The organism is Saccharopolyspora hordei, assembly GCF_013410345.1.
Classification (GTDB): Bacteria; Actinomycetota; Actinomycetes; order Mycobacteriales; family Pseudonocardiaceae; genus Saccharopolyspora; species Saccharopolyspora hordei.
In genome coordinates this window covers 3,994,206-4,019,176 of the sequence record NZ_JACCFJ010000001.1, presented here as the reverse complement: position 1 = coordinate 4,019,176, position 24,971 = coordinate 3,994,206, and the positions used below count along the sequence as shown (strand labels likewise).

At 73.3% G+C, this 24,971-nt stretch carries 22 protein-coding genes; 12 read left to right on the top strand and 10 right to left on the bottom strand.

From position 1 onward, the window contains the following. The first annotated feature begins 88 nt into the window (after window positions 1-88). Both HNR68_RS18475 and HNR68_RS18470 read left to right on the top strand, forming a co-directional pair. Window positions 89-1,270 carry a Bcr/CflA family multidrug efflux MFS transporter gene (locus HNR68_RS18475; protein WP_179722821.1) on the top strand — a complete coding sequence of 394 codons (1,182 nt, stop codon included), beginning with the start codon at window positions 89-91 and terminating at the stop codon, window positions 1,268-1,270. Between the two features lie 43 nt (window positions 1,271-1,313). Beyond that, entirely contained in the window at window positions 1,314-2,483 is a 1,170-nt protein-coding gene (locus HNR68_RS18470; protein WP_179725211.1) for a GDSL-type esterase/lipase family protein, read from the top strand. A 10-nt stretch (window positions 2,484-2,493) separates the two neighbouring features. Here HNR68_RS18470 and HNR68_RS18465 read toward each other — a convergent pair whose 3' ends face one another. From HNR68_RS18465 to HNR68_RS18445, 6 genes are all read right to left on the bottom strand, one after another. Then, window positions 2,494-3,396 carry a 3-methyladenine DNA glycosylase gene (locus tag HNR68_RS18465; protein ID WP_179722819.1) on the bottom strand — a complete coding sequence of 301 codons (903 nt, stop codon included), beginning with the start codon at window positions 3,394-3,396 and terminating at the stop codon, window positions 2,494-2,496. 22 nt (window positions 3,397-3,418) lie between these two features. Next, window positions 3,419-4,135 (bottom strand): carbohydrate-binding protein, encoded by a 717-nt coding sequence (locus HNR68_RS26910; RefSeq protein ID WP_246330486.1) that lies wholly within the window; start codon window positions 4,133-4,135, stop codon window positions 3,419-3,421. Continuing rightward, a complete protein-coding gene (locus HNR68_RS26905; protein ID WP_343050229.1) occupies window positions 4,053-4,925 on the bottom strand; it encodes a serine/threonine-protein kinase in 873 nt (290 codons plus the stop codon). The genes HNR68_RS26910 and HNR68_RS26905 overlap by 83 nt, the downstream gene beginning before the upstream one ends. 68 nt (window positions 4,926-4,993) lie before the next feature. After that, on the bottom strand, window positions 4,994-6,034 hold the full coding sequence (locus tag HNR68_RS18455) for a hemolysin family protein (protein WP_179722817.1): 1,041 nt from the start codon (window positions 6,032-6,034) through the stop codon (window positions 4,994-4,996). Next, window positions 6,034-7,368 (bottom strand): hemolysin family protein, encoded by a 1,335-nt coding sequence (locus HNR68_RS18450; protein WP_179722815.1) that lies wholly within the window; start codon window positions 7,366-7,368, stop codon window positions 6,034-6,036. Before HNR68_RS18450 ends, HNR68_RS18455 begins: the two co-directional genes overlap by 1 nt. A gap of 181 nt (window positions 7,369-7,549) precedes the next feature. Further along, window positions 7,550-8,110: a TIGR03086 family metal-binding protein gene (locus tag HNR68_RS18445; RefSeq protein ID WP_179722813.1), complete on the bottom strand. Its 561-nt coding sequence runs from the start codon at window positions 8,108-8,110 to the stop codon at window positions 7,550-7,552. A gap of 249 nt (window positions 8,111-8,359) precedes the next feature. Between HNR68_RS18445 and HNR68_RS18440 the strand changes: the two genes are divergently transcribed. Next, complete coding sequence (locus tag HNR68_RS18440; protein WP_343050227.1) at window positions 8,360-9,835, top strand: peptide MFS transporter; 1,476 nt, start codon at window positions 8,360-8,362, stop codon at window positions 9,833-9,835. Between the two features lie 79 nt (window positions 9,836-9,914). Here the strand turns inward: HNR68_RS18440 and HNR68_RS18435 are convergent, their stop codons facing one another. Beyond that, entirely contained in the window at window positions 9,915-11,951 is a 2,037-nt protein-coding gene (locus HNR68_RS18435; RefSeq protein ID WP_246330485.1) for an FUSC family protein, read from the bottom strand. 145 nt (window positions 11,952-12,096) lie between these two features. Beyond that, entirely contained in the window at window positions 12,097-12,681 is a 585-nt protein-coding gene (locus HNR68_RS18430; protein ID WP_179722809.1) for a TetR/AcrR family transcriptional regulator, read from the bottom strand. A 196-nt stretch (window positions 12,682-12,877) separates the two neighbouring features. Between HNR68_RS18430 and egtA the strand changes: the two genes are divergently transcribed. The 5 genes from egtA to HNR68_RS18405 all read left to right on the top strand — a co-directional run bounded on the left by egtA (window position 12,878) and on the right by HNR68_RS18405 (window position 17,646). After that, window positions 12,878-14,110 carry an ergothioneine biosynthesis glutamate--cysteine ligase EgtA gene (gene egtA, locus HNR68_RS18425; RefSeq protein WP_179722807.1) on the top strand — a complete coding sequence of 411 codons (1,233 nt, stop codon included), beginning with the start codon at window positions 12,878-12,880 and terminating at the stop codon, window positions 14,108-14,110. Window positions 14,111-14,124: 14 nt separating this feature from the next. Then, window positions 14,125-15,450, top strand: a complete 1,326-nt coding sequence (gene egtB, locus HNR68_RS18420) for an ergothioneine biosynthesis protein EgtB (protein ID WP_343050226.1) — start codon at window positions 14,125-14,127, stop codon at window positions 15,448-15,450. 3 nt (window positions 15,451-15,453) lie between these two features. Then, window positions 15,454-16,206 carry an ergothioneine biosynthesis protein EgtC gene (egtC, locus tag HNR68_RS18415; RefSeq protein WP_179722805.1) on the top strand — a complete coding sequence of 251 codons (753 nt, stop codon included), beginning with the start codon at window positions 15,454-15,456 and terminating at the stop codon, window positions 16,204-16,206. Continuing rightward, window positions 16,206-17,177 (top strand): L-histidine N(alpha)-methyltransferase, encoded by a 972-nt coding sequence (gene egtD, locus HNR68_RS18410; protein ID WP_179722803.1) that lies wholly within the window; start codon window positions 16,206-16,208, stop codon window positions 17,175-17,177. Before egtC ends, egtD begins: the two co-directional genes overlap by 1 nt. 130 nt (window positions 17,178-17,307) lie before the next feature. After that, window positions 17,308-17,646, top strand: a complete 339-nt coding sequence (locus HNR68_RS18405) for a hypothetical protein (protein ID WP_179722801.1) — start codon at window positions 17,308-17,310, stop codon at window positions 17,644-17,646. 148 nt (window positions 17,647-17,794) lie between these two features. On the opposite strand, the gene HNR68_RS18400 is transcribed toward HNR68_RS18405, so the two are convergent. Next, a complete protein-coding gene (locus tag HNR68_RS18400) occupies window positions 17,795-18,019 on the bottom strand; it encodes a hypothetical protein (protein WP_179722799.1) in 225 nt (74 codons plus the stop codon). Between the two features lie 452 nt (window positions 18,020-18,471). Here HNR68_RS18400 and HNR68_RS18395 point away from each other — a divergent pair, with 452 nt between their 5' ends. The 3 genes from HNR68_RS18395 to metX all read left to right on the top strand — a co-directional run bounded on the left by HNR68_RS18395 (window position 18,472) and on the right by metX (window position 21,628). Next, a complete protein-coding gene (locus tag HNR68_RS18395) occupies window positions 18,472-18,846 on the top strand; it encodes an MmcQ/YjbR family DNA-binding protein (protein ID WP_179722797.1) in 375 nt (124 codons plus the stop codon). A 314-nt stretch (window positions 18,847-19,160) separates the two neighbouring features. Continuing rightward, window positions 19,161-20,486: a bifunctional o-acetylhomoserine/o-acetylserine sulfhydrylase gene (locus HNR68_RS18390; protein ID WP_179722795.1), complete on the top strand. Its 1,326-nt coding sequence runs from the start codon at window positions 19,161-19,163 to the stop codon at window positions 20,484-20,486. Next, entirely contained in the window at window positions 20,483-21,628 is a 1,146-nt protein-coding gene (gene metX / locus HNR68_RS18385; RefSeq protein ID WP_179722793.1) for a homoserine O-acetyltransferase MetX, read from the top strand. Before HNR68_RS18390 ends, metX begins: the two co-directional genes overlap by 4 nt. Before the next feature lie 4 nt (window positions 21,629-21,632). On the opposite strand, the gene HNR68_RS18380 is transcribed toward metX, so the two are convergent. Further along, a complete protein-coding gene (locus HNR68_RS18380; protein WP_343050225.1) occupies window positions 21,633-23,543 on the bottom strand; it encodes a glycoside hydrolase family 84 protein in 1,911 nt (636 codons plus the stop codon). Window positions 23,544-23,919: 376 nt separating this feature from the next. On the opposite strand from HNR68_RS18380, the gene HNR68_RS18375 reads away from it, so the two are divergent. Beyond that, a complete protein-coding gene (locus tag HNR68_RS18375) occupies window positions 23,920-24,960 on the top strand; it encodes a substrate-binding domain-containing protein (RefSeq protein WP_179722791.1) in 1,041 nt (346 codons plus the stop codon). Window positions 24,961-24,971 lie beyond the last annotated feature (11 nt).

Genomic DNA, 24,971 nt, shown 5'->3' with positions numbered 1-24,971 from the left:
GCGGTGAGGACCACCGGGCTCATCGCGGTGCACGGTGTCGTATACCGTGCTCGAGGGTCATTCGCGCGGCGAACGAACGAGGCGGGGGATGTCTGCACCGAACCGGGCCAAGTACGTGCTGATCCTGGGCGGGCTGTCCGCGTTCGGCCCGCTGGCCATCGACATGTACCTGCCCGCCTTCCCGCAGATCGCCGCGGAGCTCGGCGCGGACGCCGCGCAGGTGCAGCTGTCGTTGACCGGCTGCACGCTCGGGCTCGCGGTGGGTCAGCTGTTCGCCGGGCCGCTCTCGGACACCTTCGGCCGGCGACGTCCGCTGCTGGTCGGCCTGGTGGTGTTCGCGCTGGCCTCGCTGCTGTGCGCGGCCGCCCCGTCCGCGCCCGCGCTGGCCGGGCTGCGGCTGGTGCAGGGACTGGGCGGCGCCGCCGGGATCGTCATCGCGCGGGCCGTGGTGCGCGACCTGTACTCGGGCGCGGCGATGGCCCGGTTCTTCTCGCTGCTCATGCTGGTCAACGGGCTGGCGCCGATCCTCGCGCCGCTCCTCGGCGGGCAGCTGCTGACCGTGACGTCCTGGCGCGGGGTGTTCCTGGCCCTCGCGGTCATCGGGGCCGCGCTGCTGGCCGCGGCCGCCTTCGGCGTGCCGGAGACGCTGCCCCCGCCCGCCCGGCGAGCGGGGGACCTGGGCGGCACGCTGCGCACCTTCCGCACGCTGCTCGCCGATCGCGCGTTCGTCGGCCACGCGCTGTCGGCGGCGCTGGCCTTCTCCGCGATGTTCGCCTACATCTCGGGCTCGTCGTTCGTGCTCCAGGACGTCTTCGGCCTGTCACCGCAGGCCTTCAGCCTGGTCTTCGGGACCAACGCGCTGGGCATCGTCCTGGTCGGACAGCTCAACGCCCGGCTGGTCGGGCGCGCCGGACCCCGCCGCCTGCTGGCCGTCGGCCTGACCTGCAACGCGCTCGGTGGGGTCGCGGTGGCGGCGTCCGCGGCGCTCGGGGCGGGACTGGCCGGGCTGCTGCCCGCGCTGTTCCTCGTCGTGGCCAGCGTCGGCATGGTCTCGCCGAACGCCACGGCGCTGGCGCTGTCCGGGCACCCGGAGACCGCGGGGAGCGCCTCGGCGCTGCTGGGTGTGATGCAGTTCTCGGCCGGGGCGCTGGCCGCCCCGCTGGTCGGCTCGGCGGGCACCGGCACCGCCCTGCCGATGGGCCTGGTCATCGGCTCGCTGTCGCTGGCCGCCGTCGTCGTCTTCGCGCTGCTGGCGCGCCGCGCGGGGTGAAAACCGGATGCGTCCTGGGGAGAGAGGTGGAAGTGTGACGATCATGGACGACTCCGCGCCGTGGACCACCACGCCGATCACCGAGGACCTGCTGCGCGGGGCGCTGGAACTGGAGCGCACCGAGCACGGCGTGCTGCCGCACCGGCTGCCCGCGCGAGCTCGCGCGCAGTGCGCCGACGGGCAGCTGGCCGTGGTGGAGGCCCAACCCTCCGGGGTGCGGCTCGTCTTCCGGACCGCGGCGACGGCCATCGAGCTGGACGTGCTGCCGACCAAGACCGTCTACCGCGGCGCCCAGGCCCTGCCCGGTGACGCCTACGACCTCGTCGTCGACGGGCGCCTGGTGGACCGGGCCACCGCGGACGGCGGCAACGTGCTGACCATCGACATGGCCACCGGGACCAGGACCACCGACTCCGGGCCGGTGGCGACCGTGCGGTTCACCGGGCTGGCCGCCGAGCCGAAGGACGTGGCGATCTGGTTGCCGTACCGGGAGGTCACCGAGCTCGTCGCGCTGCGCACCGACGCCCCGGTCGAGCCCGTCGCGCCCCACGGCCGCCGGGTGTGGCTGCACCACGGCAGCTCGATCAGCCACGGCTCGAACGCCGAGAGCTCCAGCACGACCTGGCCCGCGCTGGCGGCCGCCGCGGGCGGCGTGGAGCTGGTCAACCTCGGCCTGGGCGGCAGCGCGCTGCTCGACCCGTTCACCGCGCGCGCCCTGCGCGACACCCCGGCGGACCTGATCAGCGTCAAGCTCGGCATCAACGTGGTCAACGCCGACCTGATGCGGTTGCGCGCGTTCGGCCCGGCGGTGCACGGGTTCCTCGACACCATCCGCGAGGGCCACCCGGACACGCCGCTGCTGGTGGTCTCGCCGATCCTGTGCCCGATCCACGAGGACACCCCCGGCCCTGGCGCCCCCGTGTTCGACGACGGGGTGGTGCGGTTCCGCGCCACCGGCGACCCGGCGGAGCGCGCCGCGGGCAAGCTCACGCTCACCGTGATCCGCGACGAGCTGGCCCGCATCACCGCGCAGCGGGCGGCCGACGACCCGAACCTGCACCACCTGGACGGGCGCGAGCTCTACGGCGAGGAGGACTTCGCCGAGCTGCCGCTGCCCGACGCGCTGCACCCCGACGCCGCCACGCACCAGCGGATCGCCGAGCGCTTCACGGAGCGGGTCTTCGGCCCCGGAGGCCCGTTCGCCGCGCCCTGAGCCGGGGGCGTCAGCGCGCGGCCGACCCGGTGGGAGCCGCGGAACCGGCGTCGGCCCAGCGGAGCAGCTCGCGGCAGGTGTCGATGAGCCGCTGGCGCAGGCCAGCGGCCTCCTCGGCGAACGCCCGCTGCTGCCGGACGTACTCGGCGCGCCCCTCGGGCGTCTCGACCGGGACCGGCTCGTAGCCGAGTTCCCGCAGGTCGTAGGGGCTGGCCCGCATGTCCAGCTCGCGCACCCGCACAGCCAGGTCGAAGCAGTCCGCGACCAGTTCGGCGGGCACGAACGGGTCCAGCTTGTAGCTCCACTTGAACAGGTCCATGTTCGCGTGCAGGCAGCCCGGCTGCTCGAGGCGGACCTGGTCGGCGCGCTCGGGCTGGAACGCGTTGAGCGGCCGGGCGGGCGGGGTGAAGAACCGGAACGCGTCGTAGTGCGTGCAGGTCACCTGCATCGACTCCACGACCTCGTCGGTGCCCGCGTGCCCGAGCCGCAGCGGCCAGCCGGCGTGGCGCAGGTCGGCGGGCTGGGTGCGGTAGACCATGGCCCACTCGTGCAGCCCGAAGCAGCCCAGCCGGGCCTTGCGGGACGCGGTGGCGGTGAGCAGCCCCAGCACGAACTCCGCGGTGCTGCGGCGCTTCTCGGTGAACGCCGCGGGGTCGAGCGCCACGCCGTCCGGGGTCGTGGTGAAGCCGCGCCGCTCCAGGAACTCCTCGCCCCCGGCCAGTGCGACGCCCACTCCCGGCTGCCAGCGCTCCAGCCGCGCCGGGCGGAACGAGTAGTAGGTGAACAGGAAGTCGAGCACCGGGTGCTTGCGGTGCTCGTGGCGGCGCTGCCGGTGCGGTCGGGTCCAGGTGGCCACGCGTTCGCGGTGGGCGGCCTGCCGGGCCCGCCACTGGTCTTCGGACAGCACGGTCATCGCCCGTCCAGGGTAGTCGGCATCAGCGGTGGAACCGCACCCAGTCCAGGTCCAGGACGGGTGCGGACTCGTCGGCGAAGACCGACAGGTGCACGGTGTGCTGCCCGGTCACCGGGCGCACCAGCTCGACCGGCACCTCCTTCCAGTCCTCGCCGCCCTTCGGGGTCACCGGGACCTTGGCGACCAGCTCACCGGACGGACCGCCCAGGCGAATCTCGATCTTGCCGTGGGCGTCGCTGGTGAGGACGCGCAGCCGGGCGGAGACCTCGGTGGCGGTGGCGGAGCCGAAGTCCGCAGCGGGGAAGGTGAGCGAGGTGCCGTCCGCCATCCCGCCGACGAACTGGACCACCCCGTCCGCGCCGGGCTCGGAGCCGACCCCGTCACCACCGGACGCGTGCTCGGCTTCCAGCGCTCGGAAGGGGTCGTCCGCGGCGGCCGGGGCGGGCGTCCCTCGGGTGGGGGAGGCCCCGGGGGCCGGTCCACCGGCCCGTCCCAGCAGGTAACCGCCGGTCGCGGCGCCCACCGCGAGCAGCGCGGCCGCACCGAGCACCACCGCGGCGCGGGTGGTGGGGCGCTTCGCCGCCGGCGCCGCGGGTGCCTGGGCCGTGGGCTGGCCGGACGGCGGTGCGGCGGAGGTGGCCGGTTCGGGCTCGACGTCACGGAGGTGGTCCGCGAACGGGTGCGCCCCCGCCTGGCGCGCCAGGTCGTGCACCCGCTGCCGGACCTCCAGCAGCGGCATCCGGCGGGACGGGTCCTTGACCATCAACCCTGCTGATCACCTCGCCGATCGGCCCCGTCTGCCGGTGCGCGGGCACCGGGCCGTGCACGATCGAGCTGATGGTGATCAGCGGGTCACCGGCGCTCTCGTAGGGCAGCCGCCCCTCGGCCGCGGCGAACAGCAGGGCGCCGAAGCTCCACAGGTCGGCGCTCGGGTCGAGCTCACCGCCCATCGCGACCTCCGGCGCCAGGAAAGCGGGCGTCCCGACCAGCGCGCCGGAGTGGGTGAGGGTGGTCTCCGCGACGCTGCGGGCGATGCCGAAGTCGGCGAGCTTGACCAGGCGGTCGGCGCCGAGCAGCACGTTGCCGGGCTTGACGTCGCGGTGCACGATGCCCACCTCGTGCGCCGCCTGCAGCGCCGCCGCCACGCCGTCGGCGACCACGGCCAGCGCCTCGGGCGGCAGCGCACCGTGCTTGCTGAGCAGCCGGGACAGGCTCACCCCGCGCACGAGCTCCATCACGACGTACGGCCGGTCGTCCTCCCGCGCGACGTCGTAGAGCAGCACCGTGTTCGGGTGGTTGAGCGCGGCCATCGTCCGCGCCTCGCGCAGTGCGCGTTCGCGCAGGTCCGCCGCCTGCTCCGGGGTGAGGCCGGGCGGCAGCCGGAGCTCCTTGACGGCGACGGGGCGGCGCAGCAGCTCGTCGGTCCCCGCCCACACGCACCCCATCGCGCCGGTCCCGATGGCCCTGTCCAGCCGGTAGCGGGCTCCGACCAGTCGACGTTCGGGCGCGGTGTCCGTGAGGCGTGGCACCACCCGATCATCTCGCACATCGCCCGATCGGGTGGCGAGGACGGGGCAATCGCTCACCGCGGGTGGTGTCAGCGCACGTGGGTGCCGTCCCGGACGGTGCCGACGTACTCCTCGACGAGGTCCTCGAGGGCCACGACGCCGACGGGGGCGCCGGTGGTGTCGGTGGCGGTGGCGAGGTGGCTGCCGGAGCGCTGCAGGGAGGTCAGGGCCTGGTCCAGCCGGGCGTCGGCCGGGACCGTGGACAGCCGCCGGATGAGGGCGGGCGCGATCGGTGTCGAGGGGTCCTGACCGGCCTGGTCCAGGACGTCCTTGATGTGCAGGTAGCCCTGCAGGGTGCCGTCGTGGCCCCGGACGGGGAAGCGGGAGAAGCCGGTGGTGGCCACGGCGTGCTGGACGTCGCCGAGGGTGGGGCGCGCGGGCAGGGTGATGAGCTCCTCGGTGGGCACCATGACGTCGGTGACGGTGTGCTGCGCCGAGGACAGCGCCTGGGTCAGGCGGCGGTGCTCGGAGTGGTCGATGAGCCCTTCGCGACGGGACTCGACGAGGAGCTCGGCGAGTTCCGCGGAGGTGTAGGCGGTCTCCAGCTCGTCCTTGGGTTCCACGCGCAGCAGCCGCAGGACGGCGTTGGCCAGCGCGTTGAACAGGGCGATGAAGGGCCGGGCGAGGGTGACGAACGCCGCCAGCGGCGGCACCAGCCACAGCGCCACGCGTTCCGGCTCGGCCAGGGACAGGTTCTTCGGCACCATCTCGCCGACGAGCACGTGCAGCACGACCACCAGCGCCAACGCGAGGGTGAAGGCCACCGCGTGCGTCACCGGCTCCGGCACGCCCAGCGCGCTGAACGGTCCCTGGAGCTGGTGGGCCACGGCGGGTTCGCCGAGGCGGCCCAGGCCGAGCGAGCACAGGGTGATGCCCAGCTGGGCCGAGGCCAGCATCAGCGAGCCCTGCTGGCTGGCCCGGATCACCACCCGGGCCCGGGCCAGGCCCTGGGCGGCCAGTGCCTCCAGCCGGTCCCGCCGCGAGGACAGCAGCGAGAACTCCGCTCCCACGAACAGGGCGTTGAGCAGCAGCAACACCGCGCCCAGCAGGATCGCCACCCCGTCACCCATCACGCGGCTCCGGTGGTCTCGGCGTGCTCGGGCTGGTGCATCAGCCGCAGTTCGGCGATGCGGTGGCGGTCCATGCGGGACACGGTCAGCTCCCAGTCCTCCAGGGGCAGTCGGGCGCCGACCTCGGGGATGCGTCCGAGGTGGGCCAGCACGTAGCCGGCGACGGTGTCGTAGTCGCCGTCGGGCAGGGTGAAACCGGTGGCCTCGGCGAGCTCGTCGGGCCGCAGCAGCCCGGAGATGACCCACGTGCGCTCGCCGCTGCGGCGCACCGCGGGCACCTCCCGGCGGTCGTGCTCGTCCCGGACGTCCCCGATGATCTCCTCGACGACGTCCTCCAGGGTCACGATGCCCGCCGAGCCGCCGTACTCGTCGACCACCACCGCGACCTGCAGGCCGGAGCCGCGCAGCGTCTCCAGCAGCGCGTCCCCGGAGAGGGTGCCGGGCACGGTCGGCACCGGCCGTGCCAGCGTCTCCACCCCGGTGCTGTGGCGCCGGTCGGCGGGCACGGTGAAGGCGTGCTTGACGTGGACGACGCCGTGGATGTCGTCGAGGTCGCCGCCGTGGACGGGGAACCGGGAGAACCCGGTGCGGCGGGCCAGCTCCAGCAGCTCGCCCACGCTGTCACCGACCTGCAGCGCCGCCACCCGCACCCGCGGGGTCATCAGCTCCTCCGCGGTGCGCTCCCCGAACCGCAAGGAGCGGGCCAGCAGCACCGCGGTGGCCTCGTCCAACGTGCCGTGCTCGGCGCTGGACCGCACGATCGAGCCCAGCTCCTCCGGGGACCGCGCCGACCGCAGCTCCTCCTGCGGCTGCACGCCGAACCGGCGGACCACCCAGTTCGCACTGTTGTTCAGGGCATCGATCAGCCACCGGAACACCCGCGAGAACGCCGCGTGGTAGCCGGACACCGCCCGCGCGGTGGGCAGCGGGCGCGCGATCGCCAGGTTCTTCGGCACCATCTCGCCGAACACCATCGACAGCCCCGTCGCCAGCAGCATCGCCACCGTCAGCGACACCGCCGCCGCTCCCGCGTCGGGCACGCCCGCCCACACCAGCAGCGGGCGCAGCAGCTCACCGATCAACGGCTCGGCCACGTAGCCCGTGACCAGCGTCGTCAGCGTGATCGCCACCTGGGCGCCGGACAGCTGGAACGACAGGGTCCGGTGCGCCGCCTGCACGGCCCGGGCACGCCGGTCGCCCACCGACCGCACGTGCGCGTCGACCGTGCTGCGCTCCAACGACGTCAGCGAGAACTCGGCCGCGACGGCCAGACCCGTCCCCACCGTCAACACGACCACGAAGAGCAGGCCGACCACGGCCCACACCACATCCATCACCGGCCACCCCACCGCCGGTGGCCGCTCACCACATCCGCGTCGCCGGGCCAGTCGCCCGGCTTGGTACTACCACCTTCAGGGGATTGTGCCCCAGGCACGAAACCGTCACTCCTCGGTAAGGGGAAAGAACTTGTCCGATTGTACCGCCCTCAGTCGTACCCCGACGGGAACAGCACGATCACGATCGGCCGAGGAGGGCCAGCAGCCTGGTCTGCTCGTCGGCGTCCGCAGGCACCTCGCGCGGCGCGGCGAAGATCCCCAGACCCTGCCAGGCGGACACCTGCGGAGCCAGGACGACGTGCAGCTCGGCCACCAGGCCGGGGTCCAGCCGCTCGTCGGCGCCGATGCTGCGGGCCAGGTCCCAGGCGTGCACCGCCAGGTCCGTGGTCATCTGCCAGCCGTAGTCCTCGGCCGGGATGACACCGCCCGTGACGTGCACTTCACCGCTGGTGGCGCCCGGCGCGTCCCACGCCCGCCGCGCCGCGGCGGCGGCCCGCTCCCACGCCCCGACCGGGTCGTCGCCGAGCACGTCGCCGTCGAAGCGGTCCCCCACCTCGTCGAGGGTGGCGCCGTCGAGCAGCCACGGCGCCCACAGCTGCTCGCGGACCAGGTGGCCGAGCAGGTCCCGGACGTCCCACTCCGTGCACGGCGTGGGGTTGCCCCACTGCGTGGCCCCGATGCGCCGGACCCGTGCGTCGAACTCCGCCATCGCTGTGCGGTGGGCCGCCAGCAACTGCATGATTCCTCCTGGTGTCCGCGTGTGAACTGACTCACGGGCTCGTCGTCGAGGATCGGTGGACCCGCAGGTCGGGGAGTCCAGTGTGGCCCGGTCAGCGCGATCGCGTCGTGCGCGCCGAGGCGGGTTCTCGCCCCGGTGGTCTGAGCCACTCCGAGGAGTCGTAACCTGCCGAAAGTTTCTTCGAGCGGATACCACCGCGCGGTCCAACGAAGGCGGTCACCGCCGCCTGGTCAACGAGAGGACGTGATCGTGAGTTCCTCCACGGTTGCGGACGCACCGCAGAAGGGGTTCTTCGGACACCCCCGCGGCCTGTCGACGCTGTTCTTCACCGAGATGTGGGAGCGCTTCTCCTACTACGGGATGCGGGCCATCCTGGCCTACTACCTGTACGCCGCGGTCTCCGAGGGCGGCCTGGGCATCCCGGAATCGACCGCCCTGTCGGTGGTCGGCATCTACGGCGCCTCGGTGTACATGACCGGCGTCGTCGGCGGTTGGCTGGCCGACCGGGTCATGGGTGCGCAGTCGGCGGTGTTCTACGGCGGCGTGGTCATCATGTTCGGCCACATCTGCCTGGCGCTGCCCGGTGGCGTGGCCACCGTGGTGCTCGGCCTGGTGCTGCTGGTCATCGGCACCGGTCTGCTCAAGCCGAACGTCTCGGGCCTGGTCGGCGGCCTCTACAGCGAGGAGGACACCCGGCGCGACGCCGGCTTCTCGATCTACTACATGGGCATCAACCTCGGTGGCTTCCTCGCGCCGCTGGTCGCCGGCACGCTCGGTGAGCGCGTCGGCTGGCACTGGGGCTTCGGTGCCGCCGCCGTCGGCATGGCGCTCGGCCTGGTGCAGTACACCTACGGGCGCAAGTACCTCGGCTCGGCCGGGGCCGGGCCGGTGAACCCGCTGCCCGCGGAGCACAAGGGCCGGGTGCTGGGCCGCGCGGTCGGCATCGGCGTGGCGTTCGTGGTGGTGCTCGGCGGCCTCACGGTGAGCGGTGTGCTGGGTCTGGAGGGCCTGGTCAACGTGATCAGCGTGATCTCCGCGGTGCTGCCGGTCGTCTACTTCGTGGTGATGCTGTCCAGCAAGCAGATCACCAAGGTCGAGCGCGACCGGCTGCTCGCCTACATCCCGCTGTTCCTGGCCACCGCGCTGTTCTTCCTGCTGTTCGAGCAGCAGCCGAACACCCTGGCGAACCTGGCCGAGGCGGACACCCAGCTGGACGTCTTCGGCTTCGAGGTCCCGGCCTCGTGGTTCCAGTCCATCAACTCGCTGACGATCATCATCCTGGCGCCGGTCATGGCCGCGCTGTGGATGAAGCTGGGCAACCGCCAGCCCAACACCCCGCAGAAGTTCGTCGGCGGTGTGTTCTTCGTCGGTGCCGCCTTCCTGTGGGTCGTGCTGTCGAAGGTCGTCGCGGGCGGCGACAAGCACCTGCCGCTGATGCTGGCCCTGGTCTTCGTGATCATGACCGTGGGTGAGCTGATGCTCTCCCCGGTGGGGCTGTCGGCCAGCACCAAGCTGGCGCCGAAGGTCTTCGCCTCGCAGACGATGGGCCTGTACTTCCTGGCCCCGGCGATGGGCCAGGGCCTGGGCGCCCAGCTGGTGAAGGCCTACTCGGTGGACAACCAGGAGGTCTACTTCGGCATCGTCGGCGTGGCCACCATCGCCTGCGCCGTGCTGCTCCTGGTCTTCTCCAAGAGCATCAAGCGCTACATGCACGGCGTCCTGTGACGCCCTGCTCGCAGCGGCGCTGAACGGCCGGGTCCCGGCGCGGGGCCCGGCCGTTCAGCGTTCGCTCAGCGCCGGGCGGTCAGGCGGCGCGCTGCTCGCCGGTGGTGCCGAGCTCGCGGGCCAGGTCCTCGACGACCTGGGAGGTGCGGTCCAGCCAGCGGATGGTGCGGTGCAGCGACGTCGGGCCACCGGTCAGCGACTCGGCGATGTCGTGCAGCGAGTCCACGGTGTGGCGCGCCGCGTCCATCGCCTCCTCGAAGCCGACCTGCGCCCGGCTGCGCACCGCCTCGACCGCGTCGGCCAGCGCCCGCAGCAGCTCGGCCAGCCGGCCGCGGGTGTCCTCGTCGACCATGTCCGCGGTCGCCGCCAGCGCCACCGCCAGGTTGCGCACGTAGTAGGCGCAGCCGCTGAGCACCGTCACCGTCCGCTGCACCTGGTTGCGGCGCGACCGCAACCGGTAGGAGGTCAGCGGCCGGGCGCTGCGCACGACCTTCTGCAGGCTGTCGTCGAGCTCGCGCACCGACTCCTGCAGGCCGGTGACCTCCCCGCGCTCGCTGAGCTCGGTGCCGGTGTCGCGCAGCAGGTCCCGCAGCCCGCGCAGGAACTCCTCGGTGTTGGTGCGCACCAGGGAGCGGGTGCGGGTGGGCAGCACGAACACCGCGGTCACCACCCCGGCGAACGCCCCGACCGCGGTCTCCCACAACCGGGTCTCCAGCACGGTGGCGTCGAAGGTGCCGAGCATCCCGTAGAGCGCGCCCAGGAGCGTGGTGATGAAGAACGTCATGAGCGCGTAGGAGAACCCGGCGAAGTAGAAGCCGAGGAACACGCAGAGCAGGATCATGGCCAGCTCGGCGGCCAGGTTGCCGGAGATCTGCGCGGCGACCAGGATGCCCGCCACCACGCCGAGCACCGTGCCCGCGGTGCGCTGCCACGCCCGCACCAGCAGCTCGCCGCGGCTGTTGGTGCTGATGAACACGACGAACGCGGTGATCACCGCCCAGTACCACCGGTTCGGCGAGACCAGCTGGCCGAGCATGATCGCCAGGGCGGTCGCGCAAGTCACCTGGACGGCCATCCGCAGCTCGGGGCGCTGCAGCCCGGTCTCCTCCTCCGGTTCCTCGGCGGCGGGTTCGTCCTCGGCGGCGGGTTCCGGTTCGGCGCGGTCCTCGTCGAACTCGCTGGTGGCCTCGGTCAGCTCGGTCAGGCAGGTGCCCAGCCGCCGCACCGCCATCGCGACCGCCACCGACCCCTGCTGCTCGATCTGCTCGGCCACCAGCCGCGCGGACTCCCGCAGCTCCTGCGGATCGGCGCGCAGCACCTCCAGCAGCCCGGCGACGGCGTGCGGCACGACCTCGCCCCCGCTGGGGTGGTCCACCAGCCGCAGCAGCGGGGTGAGCAGGTTCTCGGCGGCGAGCTCGACGTCGAGGATGCGCTGCCGCAGGGCTTCGCGCCCGCGTTCGTCGAGGGAGGTGAGCTGTCCGACGGAGCCCTCCAGCATCAGCGCGGTCTCGTTGAGCCGGACCGACCGGTTGTTCAGCTCGCGCCGCCGGGCCACCGAACCCGGGTTCTCGGCGACGTCGCGCACCGCGTGCAGCAGGCCGTGCACCTGCGCGTGCAACGTCCGGCGACCGCGTTCGAGCACTCCTTCGGGGTCGTCGCGCAGCGCCAGGAAGCGCAACGTGAACGCGGCCAGCGACCCGGCCACCGCCGCCACGCACAGCGCGGGCAGCTGGTCCGGGTGCGGGCGCACGAACATCGTGAAGAAGTAGCCCATGAAGGCGACCATGCCCAGCGGGTAGTACCGCGGACCGAAGCGGCGCACGTAGACCGCCGCGAAGATGACGACCAGGAACAGCACGGTGTTCACCAGCGGCCAGCGCGCGGTGAGCACCGCCAGCACCAGCGCGGCCGTCACCGGCAGCGGCGTCAGCAGCGTGGTGACCTGCTGCTGGCGCCGCTCCGGGTCGTTGACCCCGACCGTGGAGTTGATCGCCACCACGGCGCCGATCAGGGCCAGCGGCAGCGGCTGCCCCCACCAGGACAGCACCGGCACCACGACCGCGATGGTGAGCGCGACGGCGAGCACGACCCGCGTCGCGGTCCGCAGCCTGCGCATGGCCGGGTCCGAGGCGAGGAAGCGATTCCACCACTCGCTCCACATTCCCCCGCGGGCTCCTTCGCGCTCGGCCGATCGGAGGCTGCGATCGTACGTCGCGTCGGGGCGCGGGTGCGCCTCCGAACGCGCCGGCGTGCGGGGGCCGTCAGCAGTGCCGGTGGCGGCGGACGCTCTCCTCGACCAGGTCCAGCACCGGGCGCAGGTGCTGGGCGGGCAGGCCCATCGCCAGGTGCGACAGCAGGCCCTCGAGCACCAGTTCCAGGTAGGCGGTGAGCACGTCGATGTCGATGTCGTCGCGGAGGTTGCCCGCCTCGGCCTGGCGCTGCAGGCGCGCCCGGGTGGCGGCGGTCAGCTGCTCGGACCGCTGCGCCCAGCGCTGCCGGAACTCCTCGTCGGTGCGCAGCCGGCGGGACACCTCGAGCCGGGTGCCGAGCCAGTCCGCGCCGAGGGCGGGGGAGCTCGACGCGTCGAGCAGGTTGCGCATGACCTGCACCAGGCCCTGCTCGGCGACCACGTCCGCCATCCGGGTCGCGTCGTCCTCGGCGAGGGCGAGGAACAGCGACTCCTTGTCCTTGAAGTGGTGGAAGATGGCACCGCGGGAGAGCCCGGTCGCTTCCTCCAAGCGGCGAACGGTGGCACCTTCGTAGCCGTAGCGCGCGAAGCACGACCGGGAGCCGTCGAGGATCTGACGGCGCCGGGCGTCGAGGTGGTCCTGGCTGACCCGAGGCATGCTCTGATCGTCCCAGGTCGCACCGGGGGAGTGCAATCCGTACGTACGTTTTGCTGCGCACGTCCCGCCTGCTGGACGTCCCGCCCGCACCGCGGGAGCCCGCACGCCGGTAGCAGCTGCGGGGCGCGAGAACAAGGGTCGCGACCATCGGGGGCGCGCGGTAGCGTCGGTAACCGGCCAATCACGGGCGGTGATCATGTTGCCGGTGTCGACCGATCCTGCTGCCGCGAACTTCCCGACCTCCCGCGTCCGGACCCGGGCGGAGGCCGAGGCGTACGTGGCGTCGGTGTGCTTCAAGCACGGCCCTCCGGAGCTGATGGGCATCGAGCTCGAATGGACCGTGCACCACCGGGACGACCCCACGCGACCGATCGACACCGCGGCGCTGATCACCGCGCTCGGCGAGCACGCCCCCCGCTCCCTGGTCCCCGACAGCCCGCACCGGCCGCTGCCGAACGGCTCGGTGCTCACCGTCGAACCCGGCGGCCAGGTCGAGGTGTCCAGCCGCCCCACCACGTCCATGCGCTCGCTGTTCACCGTGGTGGCCGCGGACGCCGCGCACGTCGCGCGCCGCCTGGACCGCGAGGGCCTGGTGCTCGGCGAGCACGGCACCGACCCGTGGCGGCACCCCCGCCGGATCCTGCGCGTGCCGCGCTACGCGGCGATGGAGACCGCCTTCGACCGCATCGGCCTGGACGGCCGGTTGATGATGTGCAGCACCGCCGGGGTGCAGGTGTGCCTGGACGCGGGGGAGTCGCACCGGGTGGCGGCCCGCTGGGCCGCCCTGCACGCGCTCGGACCGGTCATGCTGGCGGCCTTCGCCAACTCGCCGCAGCTGTTCGGTGCGCGCACCGGCTGGGCGTCCACCCGCAGCCGGGTCCTGCTGCGCACCGACCCGCCGCGCACCCGGCCGAGCTCGATCACCGCCGACCCGGCCACGAGCTGGGCCCGGCGCGTGCTGGACACCCCCGTGGTGTGCCTGCGGCGCGACGGCGACGACTGGACCGCGCCCAGCGGCGTCAGCTTCGCGGAGTGGATCGGCGGGGCGCTGCCGGACCCGCCCACCCGCGACGACCTCGACTACCACTTGACCACCGTGTTCCCCCCGGTCCGGCCGCGCGGCTACTTCGAGGTCCGCTACCTCGACGCGCAGCCAGGCGACGGCTGGATGCTGCCCGCCGCGGCCCTGATCGCCCTGTTCCGCGAGGAGTCCGTCGTGGACGAGGTGCTGACGCTGACGGCCCCGGCGGTCGGCCGCTGGGTGCAGGCGGCGCGGCACGGTCTGCTCGACCGGACCTTGGCGCGGGTCGCCGTGTCCGTCTTCGACCTGGCGTGCCAACTGCTCCAGGGCCCGGACGTCCCGCCAGGACTGTCCGGGCAGCTGGCCGACTTCGTGGCGCGGCGGATCGCCGCGGCCGGTGATCGTTGATCGTGGAGGTAGCGGTGGACCTGGCAGAGCTGAGCGACGACGACCTGCGCGCGCACGTGGCGGCGGAGCTGGCGCGCACCCGGCGGCGCAGCGCCGAGCTGACCGACGCCGTCGACGACGAGGACTTGGTCACGCAGCACTCGCCGCTGATGTCCCCGCTGGTGTGGGACCTGGCGCACGTGGGCAGCCAGGAGGAGCTGTGGCTGGTGCGCGACGTCGGTGGCGCCGAGGCGATCCGGCCGGACATCGACGACCTCTACGACGCCTTCCAGCACGCCCGCGCCGACCGTCCCCAGCTGCCGCTGCTCGGGCCGACCGAGGCGCGCGAGTACGTCGGCACGGTGCGCGAGAAGGTCTTCGACGTGCTGGAGCGGACCCCGCTGGAGGGGCGTCGGCTGGTCGACCAGGGCTTTGCCTTCGGCATGATCGTGCAGCACGAGCAGCAGCACGACGAGACGATGCTGGCCACCCACCAGCTGCGCAAGGGGCCGCCCGCGCTGGCCGCCGAGCCGCCCCCGTCCGACGTCGACGTCCTGCCGCCCGAGGTGTTCGTGCCCGGCGGCCCCTTCACCATGGGCACCTCCACCGAACCCTGGGCGCTGGACAACGAACGCCCCGCGCACCAGGTGCACGTCGCCGACTTCTACCTGGACACCACGCCGGTCACCAACGGCCAGTACCTGGCGTTCATCGACGCCGGCGGCTACGACGACCCGCGCTGGTGGAGCGAGGCCGGCTGGGCCTACCGCCAGCGCGCCGACCTGCGGGCGCCCCGGTTCTGGCAGCGCGACGGGGACCGGTGGCTGCGCCGCCGCTTCGGCCACCTCGAACCGGTGCCGGAAGCCGAACCGGTGGTGCACGTCAGCTTCTTCGAGGCCGAGGCCTACGCCGCGTGGGCGGGCAAGCGGCTGCCCACCGAGCAGGAGTGGGAGAAGGCCGCCCGCTTCGACCCGGCCACCGGCCGCTCCCGCCGCTACCCGTGGGGCGACGACGACCCGCGCCCGGAGCACGCCAACCTCGGCCAGCGGCACCTGCAGCCGGCACCCGCCGGGGCCTACCGGGCAGGTGCCGCGCCCTGCGGCGCCCGGCAGCTCATCGGCGACGTGTGGGAGTGGACCTCCAGCGACTTCCTGCCGTACCCGGGGTTCGCGGCCTTCCCGTACCGCGAGTACTCGGAGGTGTTCTTCGGGTCCGAGTACAAGGTGCTGCGCGGGGGCTCGTTCGGCACCGACCGGGCCGCCTGCCGGGGCACCTTCCGCAACTGGGACTTCCCGATCCGCAGGCAGATCTTCGCCGGGTTCCGCTGCGCCCGCACCCCGCGGGCCGAGGAGCTCGGCTGACCCATGTGCCGACACCTGGGGTACCTGGGCCCGGAGGTCGCGCTCGCCGACCTGCTGCTGGAACCCGACCACGCGCTGCTGGAGCAGACGTGGGCGCCCACCGACATGCGCGGCGGCGGCACCGTCAACGCCGACGGGTTCGGCGTCGGCTGGCACCGCGCGGACGGCACCACGGCCCGGTACCGGGCGGCCGTTCCGATGTGGACCGACACCTCCTTCCGCGACGTCGCACGTGAGGTGCACAGCGGTGCGGTGGTCGCCGCGGTGCGCTCGGCGACGGTCGGCATGCCGGTGGTGGCCGAGGCGTGCGCGCCGTTCACCGACGGCACCCGGCTGTTCAGCCACAACGGGCGGGTCGCCGGCTGGCCGGACTCGGTGGCCAAGCCGGCCGCCCGGTTGGACGTGGTCGACCTGCTGTCCCTGGAGGCGGTGACCGACTCGGCGCTGCTGTGGGCGCTGCTGCGGCAGCGGCTGCTGGCCGGGGCCGACCCGGAGGTGGCGGTGCCGGAGCTGGTGGGCGAGGTGGCCGACGCCGCCCCGGGATCGCGGCTGAACCTGCTCTACAGCGACGGCGCACGGCTGGTGGCCACCACGTGGACGCACTCGTTGTGGGTGCGCCAGGAGCCCGCCGCGGTGACGGTGGCGTCCGAACCGTTCGGCGCGCGGGAGGGATGGCGCGCCGTGCCAGACCGGAGCGTGGTCGTGGCGTCCGTCCACGACGTCCAGGTGCGGCCGTTGGCCGAGAGGGGGGAGTGATGAGCGAACCGGAACTGATCGTGCGGTTCACCGACGAGGACGCGGCTCGCGAGCTGCGCGCCGACGCCCGCGCGGGGCTGACCGAGCGGCCGAAGTGGTTGTCGCCCAAGTGGTTCTACGACGCGACCGGCAGCGAGCTGTTCGAGCGGATCACCACCTTGCCGGAGTACTACCAGACCCGGGCCGAGCAGCAGGTCCTGCAGCGCCACGCGATGGACGTCGCCGAGACCACCGGGGCGGCCACCCTGGTGGAGCTCGGCTCGGGGTCGTCGGAGAAGACCCGGTTGCTGCTCGACGCGTTGCACAAGCACGGGACGCTGCGCCGGTTCGTGCCGCTGGACGTCTCCGGATCGGCGTTGCGCGCGGCGGTGGACGCCATCGCACTGGACTACCCGGAGCTGCTGGTGCGCGGGGTGGTCGACGACTTCACCAGCGGGATGGCCGCCCTCGACGCGGGTCCCGACCGGTTGGTGGCGTTCCTCGGCGGCACCATCGGCAACCTGCTGCCCGCGGAACGGGCGGGCTTCTTCGCCTCGGTCCGCGCGGCGCTGCGGCCCGGGGAGTGGCTGCTGCTGGGCACCGACCTGGTGAAGGACCCGGATCGGCTGGTCCGCGCCTACGACGACGCGCTGGGGGTGACCGCGGAGTTCAACCGCAACGTGCTGCGCGTGCTCAACCGCGAGCTGGGGGCCGACTTCGTCCCCGAGGCGTTCCAGCACGTGGCGCTGTGGAACGCCGAGCAGGAGTGGATCGAGATGCGGTTGCGCGCCGAGCGGCCGATGCGGGTGCGGTTGGCAGGGCTGGCGCTGACCGCGGAGCTCGCCGAGGGCGAGGAGGTCCGCACCGAGGTGTCGGCGAAGTTCCGGCGGGCGCGGGTCGACGACGAGCTCGCCGCCGCCGGTTTCGAGCTGCAGCAGTGGTGGCTCGACGACGCGGGCGACTTCGCGGTGTCACTGGCGGTGGCGCGGTGAACGGGTCCGGCTGACCGGTGAACTTCGCGCTCGGCCACCCCACCGGAGGGTGATCGGGCTGGCGGCGGGTGCCGCGCGCCGGAGGATCTGTCCTGCACGTGCCGCAATCCTCCTGGTGAAAGGACGATCCATGCGTCTTCGCGCTACTGCCGCCGCTCTCGGTGCGGTCGGCGTGCTGCTGTCCCTGCCGGGTTCCGCGCTGGCCGCGGAGGGCGACTTCGCCTACTCGTTCCAGCGCGAGGGCCAGGTGTTCCGGACCGCGCTCCACGACCCGGAGGGGCGCGTCTGCCACCGGCTGGACCTGCTGGACGCGGTGGACGCCTCGGCGTACCGGGTGCACAACGGGACGACCGAGACGGCGGTCGCCTTCGCGGACGCGGATTGTGCCTCGGACGCCTACTTCGTCCTGCGGGCGGGGGAGACCGCGCCGCCCGGGGTGCTGGTGCGCTCCGTGCTGTTCGTGGACTGACGCGGCTGCCGGAGGGCACCCCGGGATGACGGGGTCTGGGAACCCTTGATCGGGAATCCAGTGGCGAGGGTCTGGGTCTGGTGGTGCACCGGGTCCAGACCCTCGCGCTGTGCGGGGCCGGTCGGCGATCCCGGGAGCGGCGGGAGCGTCAGGGCCCTCCCGTGATCGAGGGGGTGGCGTCGGTCAGGCACCGCATGCACGGCATGCCGGCCGGTCTGTCGAAGACCTCGGCCTGGTGCGCGGGGATCTCCATCCCGCAGAACGTCAGCCAGGTGGCCGGGACGCCCGTGCCCGGCCAGGTCGCCAGGTGCGCCTCGCGGCGGGATTCGCTGGTGACCCCGGAGGCGAACCGGACCGCCACGGTGCGGCTCATGACGTGTGCTCCGGACTGCGCGAGCGGACCAGCGCAGCCGCCCCGGCGACCACCCACCGCCGGCGCGGCGTCGCGGTCAGCGCGTCCACGTGGTGCGCCTCGGGCCGGCACTGCCTGGCCGGTCGCACGTGGTGACCGAGTTGGCCCATCCTCCCCACCTCCGCAGCTGGGACTGCTTCGTGCGGGGGCGGTGACGCGCGACCGACGACGTTGACCCGTTCGGCCCAACGCGGTGGGCTGATCGCGCCGGTCGATCATCGCGGGGAGGAGCGACCGGCGGGGTCGGGTGCACGATGCGTGATCGCCACGAGGAGCCCCCCAGTCAGAGCCGGCCGCGTGCGTCGGCCACTGGGGGGAGGTGCCTCGGCACGCGGCCAGCGGGGCCAGGCTACACCCGCCCGCGCGCGGGTCACCGGCGCGTCGGTGTCGGTGGTCCGGGTTAGGTTCTCGGCATGACACCGCACGAGCTCAAGGCCGCGTGCCTGGCGCTGACCGGCGCGCGCGAGGAGTTCCCGTTCGACGAGCACAACAGCGTGTTCAAGGTCGGCGGGAGGATCTTCGCGATCAGCCGGCTGGACGCCGAGCCGCTGCGGGTCTCGCTCAAGTGCGATCCGGACCTGGCCGTGCAGCTGCGCCTGAGCTACCCGGCCATCACCCCCGGCTACCACCTGAACAAGCGGCACTGGAACACCGTCGTGCTCGACGGTTCGGTGCCGGACGAGCTGGTCCTCGAGCTGGTCGAGGACTCCTACGACCTGGTCGTCGCCGGACTCCCCAAGCGCGAGCGGGAGAAGCTGCGCTGGCGCTCCCTCGGGGAACGCGGCTGAACCGTCCGGCGCTCCACTGCGGACAGTCGCGGCGACCTGCCGACCGCGCGGTTCCCGAATCATGGGAAGGGTTGCGCAGAGCACGCGTGTCGTTACGCTGCGGAGCGTGATCCGTTTGGTTGCCCGTCGGCACGTCGACCTCGTGCGTGTGACCGCCTCGGCGTGTTGATCCACCTCTGCCGCGCGCGGAGCGCAGCGGCCGTGACCTCCCCGTGGCGGTCTGACCGCACGTTCCCGCGACCTGCGGCACACCGCCACAGGTGCGAGCGCGTGGTCGCACCGCACGACCGTACCCACTCCAGGAGAGAGAAGCTGTGAGCGCTGACGCTGCCAACGACCGTTCCGCGTGGTCGTTCGACACCCTCCAGGTGCACGCCGGTGCCGTGCCCGACCCCACCACCGGGGCGCGGGCGGTGCCGATCTACCAGACCACCTCCTACGTCTTCCGGGACACCGAGCACGCGGCCAACCTGTTCAACCTCAGCGAGACCGGCAACATCTACACCCGGATCAACAACCCCACCCAGGAGGTGCTGGAGAACCGGGTGGCGGCGCTGGAAGGCGGCGTGGCGGCGGTGGCCCTGGCCTCCGGGCAGGCCGCCGAGACGCTCACCGTGCTGACCCTCGCGCAGGCCGGTGACCACGTGGTGTCCAGCTCGTCGCTGTACGGCGGCACGCACAACCTGTTCCACCACACGCTGCCGAAGCTCGGCATCGAGGTCAGCTTCGTCGAGGACCCCGACGACCTCGAGCAGTGGCGGGCGGCCGTGCGGCCCAACACCAAGCTGTTCTTCGGCGAAGCGCTGGGCAACCCGCGCTCGAACGTGCTCGACGTGCGGGCCGTCGCCGACCTCGCGCACGAGGTCGGGGTGCCGCTGGTCGTGGACAACACGGTGACGACCCCGTACCTGCTGCGGCCGATCGAGCACGGTGCCGACATCGTGGTGCACTCGGCCACCAAGTACCTCGGCGGGCACGGCACCGCCATCGGCGGGATCGTCGTGGACGGCGGGACCTTCGACTTCGGCGCGCACAGCGAGCGGTTCCCGGGCTTCGTCGAGCCCGACCCCAGCTACCACGGTCTGCAGTACTGGCCGGCCCTGGGCCACGGCGCGTTCGCCGCGAAGCTGCGGGTGCAGGGCCTGCGCGACATCGGACCGGCGATCTCGCCGTTCAACGCCTTCCTGCTGCTGCAGGGCCTGGAGACGCTGTCGCTGCGCATCGAGCGGCACGTGCGCAACGCCCAGCAGCTCGCCGAGTGGCTGAGCACCCGCGACGAGGTCGAATCCGTGCACTACGCGGGGCTTCCCAGCAGCCCGTGGCACGGGCTCGCGCAGAAGTACCTGCCGGGCGGGGCCGGTGCGATCGTCTCCTTCGAGCTGCGCGGGGGCGTCGACGCCGGGCGGGCGTTCGTCGACGGCGTGGAGCTGTTCAGCCACCTGGTCAACATCGGTGACGTGCGCAGCCTCATCGCGCACCCGGCGAGCACCACGCACAGCCAGCTCAGCGAGCACGACCAGCGGCTGGCCGGCGTGACCCCCGGCCTGGTGCGGCTGTCGGTGGGCATCGAGGCGGTGGAGGACCTCAAGGCCGACCTCGAAGCCGGTTTCCGAGCGGCAAAGGCCGAGCTGGAGCGATGACCCGGACGCACGGTTCCCCTCCCGCCACCGGCGCGTGGCGGGAGGGGAACCCCGCCGGTCGCCGGCGCTGGTTCCGGCTGCCCGAACCGCTGGTGCTGGAAGCCGGTGGTGTGCTCCCGCAGGTCGAGCTGGCCTACGAGACCTGGGGCGAGCTCAACGCGGACGCGTCCAACGCCGTGCTGGTGCTGCACGCCCTGACCGGGGACAGCCACGTGGCGGGCCCGGCGGACGAGGGGCACCCCAGCCCCGGCTGGTGGGACGGGCTCGTCGGGCCCGGACGGGCGCTGGACACCGACCGCTGGTTCGTGGTCGCCCCGAACGTCCTCGGCGGGTGCCAGGGCAGCACCGGCCCGGCGAGCACCGCGCCCGACGGCAGGCCGTGGGGCGGGCGGTTCCCAGCGGTGACGGTGCGGGACGCGGTGCAGGCGGAGGTGCGGCTCGCCGACGCGCTCGGCATCCGGCGCTGGGCGGCGGTGATGGGCGGCTCGTTCGGCGGGATGCGGGCGCTGGAGTGGGCGGCGGGACACCCGGAGCGGGTCTCCGCCGCGCTGCTGCTGTGCTGCTGCGCGGTGTCCTCCGCGGAGCAGATCGCCTGGTCGGCGGCCCAGATCGAGGCGATCCGCAGCGACCCGGACTGGCTCGGCGGCCACTACCACGACCTGCCGGACGGGCGCGGCCCGCACGCGGGCCTGGGGGTGGCGCGGCGGATCGCGCACATCACCTACCGGAGCCCGCACGAGCTGGAGCAGCGGTTCGGCACCGCGCACCAGGACGGCGAGCACCCCTGGTACGGCGGCAGGTACGCGGTCGAGTCCTACCTGGACCACCACGCGGACAAGCTCGCCCGCCGGTTCGACGCGGCCAGCTACGTGGTGCTCGCACAGGCCATGTCGGGGCACGACGTGGGTCGCGGCCGGGGCGGGGTGGCGGCCGCGCTGCGCCGGGTCACGGCCCGCACCCGGGTCGCCGGGGTGGACAGCGACCGGTTGTTCCCGCTGGAGCAGCAGCGGCAGCTCGCCGAGCTGATCCCGGGAGCCGGTCCGGTCGCCACCATCACCTCGCCGCACGGGCACGACGGCTTCCTGATCGAGACCGACCAGGTCAGCCAGCTGGTCACCGACCTGCTGGCCGACCGCGGGTGAGGCCTCAGCGCAGGCCAGGCGCGTCGGCGATGAAGGTGTCGAGGACGCCGTCGCCGACCCGCACCGGTCCCTGCGGCCGCGTCTCGCCGGGGATCGTCTGGATCTCGCCCGCCCGGCGCGCCAGGTCGGCGGCCTCGGCGAACTCCCGCTCGGCGGCGCCCTCGTCGCCGTCCGCCCGGGCCTGCAGGCCGTCCAGGCTGGCCAGCAGCGCGGCGCCCCACAGGTCGGTGGCGTCCAGCCACGGCGCGGCGTCGGCGGCGAACGCCGGATCGGCCACCCCGTCGCGGATCCGCTGGGGCGCAGCGGCGATCAGCTCCGCGTAGGGCCGCAGCGCCGCGATCGCCGCGCCCTTGTCGTCGGCCCACGTCGCGCGGAACTCGTCGAGCCGCCGTGCCAGCTCCGGCGCCTGCGGTTGCCACACCTGTCCGTTCGAGGTCGGGGCGAGGTGCTCCAGGTCGAAGAACGCCAGCAGCGCCTCGGTGGTGGCCGGGTCCCCGCCGGCGAGGTAGCGGGCGGCCTCCTGCCAGGCCCGCTGCGGGTCGTACGCGGTGTCGTTCCAGGTGAAGTCGGCGGCGCCGAACTCGGCGACCTTGCTCGCCGAGGCCTGGTTCATCGGGTTGAGCACGATCCCGGACAGCTGGTCGTGCAACCCGGGCTCCCGCTCGGCGTAGGGCGCGAGCAGCAGCCGGCCCTCGGTCGCGTCGTAGTCGTTGACCGGGTAGTTGTCCCACACGAAGACCTTGCGGCCCCACACCGCGGCGGCCTCTTCGGCCTGCGGCACGGTGATCTCCGGCGGGACCACGCCGACCCCGGTCCACATCATCACCACCGCCGGGGCGAGCTGCTCCCGGATGGTCTTCTTGTACGGGCTGTCCTCGGTGTCGGAGTACTCGGTGGGCACGGTCTGCAGCGGCTTCGCGCCCTCGTGGGTGGCGATGAACTCGCGCTGCACCCGGTTGAGCAGGTCCACCTGCGCCTGCCCCGCCGAACCCGGGGAGGGTGCGCCGTACTTCGCCTCGTCCTCGGCGCAGTTCCACGTGGTGTGGTCGATGTCGTCCAGCGGCAGCGAGAACGCGCGCACCCCGAGGTCGTACATCGCCTGCAGCTTCGCGACCAGCGCCTGCCAGTCCTGCTCGCTGCTGTAGCAGATGGACAGCCCGGGGGAGAGGGCGAAGGTGAACCTGACGTGGTGCGCGGTGCCCTGCTCGACCAGCTCGCCGAGCTCGGCCAGCTTGTCCGCCGGGTAGGGGTCACGCCACTGCTCCCGGTGGTAGGGGTCGTCCTTGGGCGCGTAGACATAGGTGTTGAGCTTGACGTCGCCGTAGAAGGCGAGCTGGTCCAGGCGTTCCTGGTGGGTCCAGGGGCTGCCGTAGAAGCCTTCGATCGCGCCGCGCAGCGGCATCAGCGGGTGGTCGACGATCCCCGCAGCGGCGATCGCGTGCCCGCGCACCAGTTGGCGCAGCGTCTGCGCGGCGTAGTAGGTCCCGTCGGAGTCGACCCCGCCGAGCACCACCGAGCCGTCCTGGACGGCCAGTGCGTAGCCTTCGGCGGGCAGGTCGGGCGGCACCTCGACGCCCGCGTCGCGCAGTCCGCGGGCGACGTCCTCGGTGGCGAGGCCGCCGACCCGCACCGCGAGCGGGGCGTCCGGCTGCTGACCGGCTTCGACGACGTCCACCTGCTGCGCGCCGGCGCTGCGCAGCACCGCGACGAGCAGGTCGCGGGTCGGCCGGTCGACCTCGGGATCCACCACCACGGCCACCCGCTCCGGCACGGGGACGTCGGCACCGAGCTGCTCGACCTGCTGCGGCTGCGGGGTGATCTGGGGCGGTGGCGCCTCCGGGGCAGCGGTCGCCGGTGCGGCCGCACCGGCGGCGAGCAGCGCGGCGCTGGCCAGGCCGAGAACGGAGCGGATCACGTCGCCTCCTCCAGGGTTCCGGGCGTCGCGCGCGAGCGTCCAGTGTGGACGTATGCGACACACTCGCGGAACACCACCCAACCTGGGCCGGACTGGTCTGGACAATCCGCCGGATGGTCCAACTTCGGTGCGACGCACCAGGTCTCCGCCGCGCCGAGCGGTTCTCCCGGCGGGCCACGACGACCCGCTGCCCCGGCCTCGTGGCAGGGGCGCGTGTCCTCGGCCGCTGGTCGGTGGCGCGCGGCCACCGGCGGTCGACCGGTCTTCTGCGGTCACCGGGGTGGTTATCATCGCGTCGGTCAAGGCCGCCGCTCGGGACCCGTGCGCGCCGGGAAGTGCCGCGCTGCCGACGAGGTGGCCGGGGGAGGAGACCGGCGTGAAGCGGCCCACGATCATCGACATCGCCCGCGAGGTCGGGGTGTCCAAGGCCGCCGTGTCCTACGCGCTCAACGGGCGCGGCGGGGTGTCCGCGCGGACCCGGCAGCGGATCCTCGAGGTCGCCGCCGAGATGGGGTGGCGGGCCAGCAGCGCCGCGCGTGCGCTCTCCAGCGACCGGGCGGCCAGCGTGGGCATCGTGCTGGCGCGCTCGCCCGAGGTGCTGCACACCGAGCCGTTCTTCATGCAGATGGTCGCCGGACTGGAGCGGACCCTGTCCGAGCACGGGGTCTCGCTGCAGCTCGCGCTGGCCACCGACACCGCGACCGAACTGGCCACCTACCAGCACTGGTGGGCGGAGCGCCGGGTGGACGGCGTGGTGGTCACCGACCTGCGGGTCTCCGACCCGCGCCCGCGGCTGCTGCGCGAACTGGGCACGCCCACGGTCTACTTCGGGATCGCGCACCCGATGCCCGGCAGTTCGGTGCTGCGCGGCAACGAGCACGACGTCGCGCGGACCGCGCTCGCGCACCTCGCGCAGCTCGGGCACCGGCGGATCGGGCACGTGCAAGGACCGCGCGACCTGCAGCACACGGTGCGGCGGGAGGAGGCGTTGCGCGAAGCGGCCGAGGAGTTCGACGGCGTCGTGCTCAGCCAGGCCTCCGGCGGCTACACCGAGGAAGGCGGGGTGCGGGCCACCCGGCAGCTGCTCGCCGCCCGCGACCGGCCGACCGCGATCGTCTACGACAACGACGTCATGGCGGTGGCCGCCGTGGCGAGTGCCGACGACCTCGGGGTCCGGGTGCCTGCGGACCTGTCCGTGGTGGCGTGGGACGACTCCATGCTGTGCCGGGTGGTGCGGCCCGCGGTGACCGCCTTCGCGCACGGGGTGGCGCAGGACGCCGCGACCGCGGCGCTCATGCTGCTGGAACTCGTCGAGACCGGCGCGGTGGAGGACCGGGAACTCTCCCCTCGGCGCCTCGTCTCGCGGGCCAGCACCGCCGCCCCCGGAAGTCAACAAAACGATAACGGCGAGAACTGACTCTTCTGGTT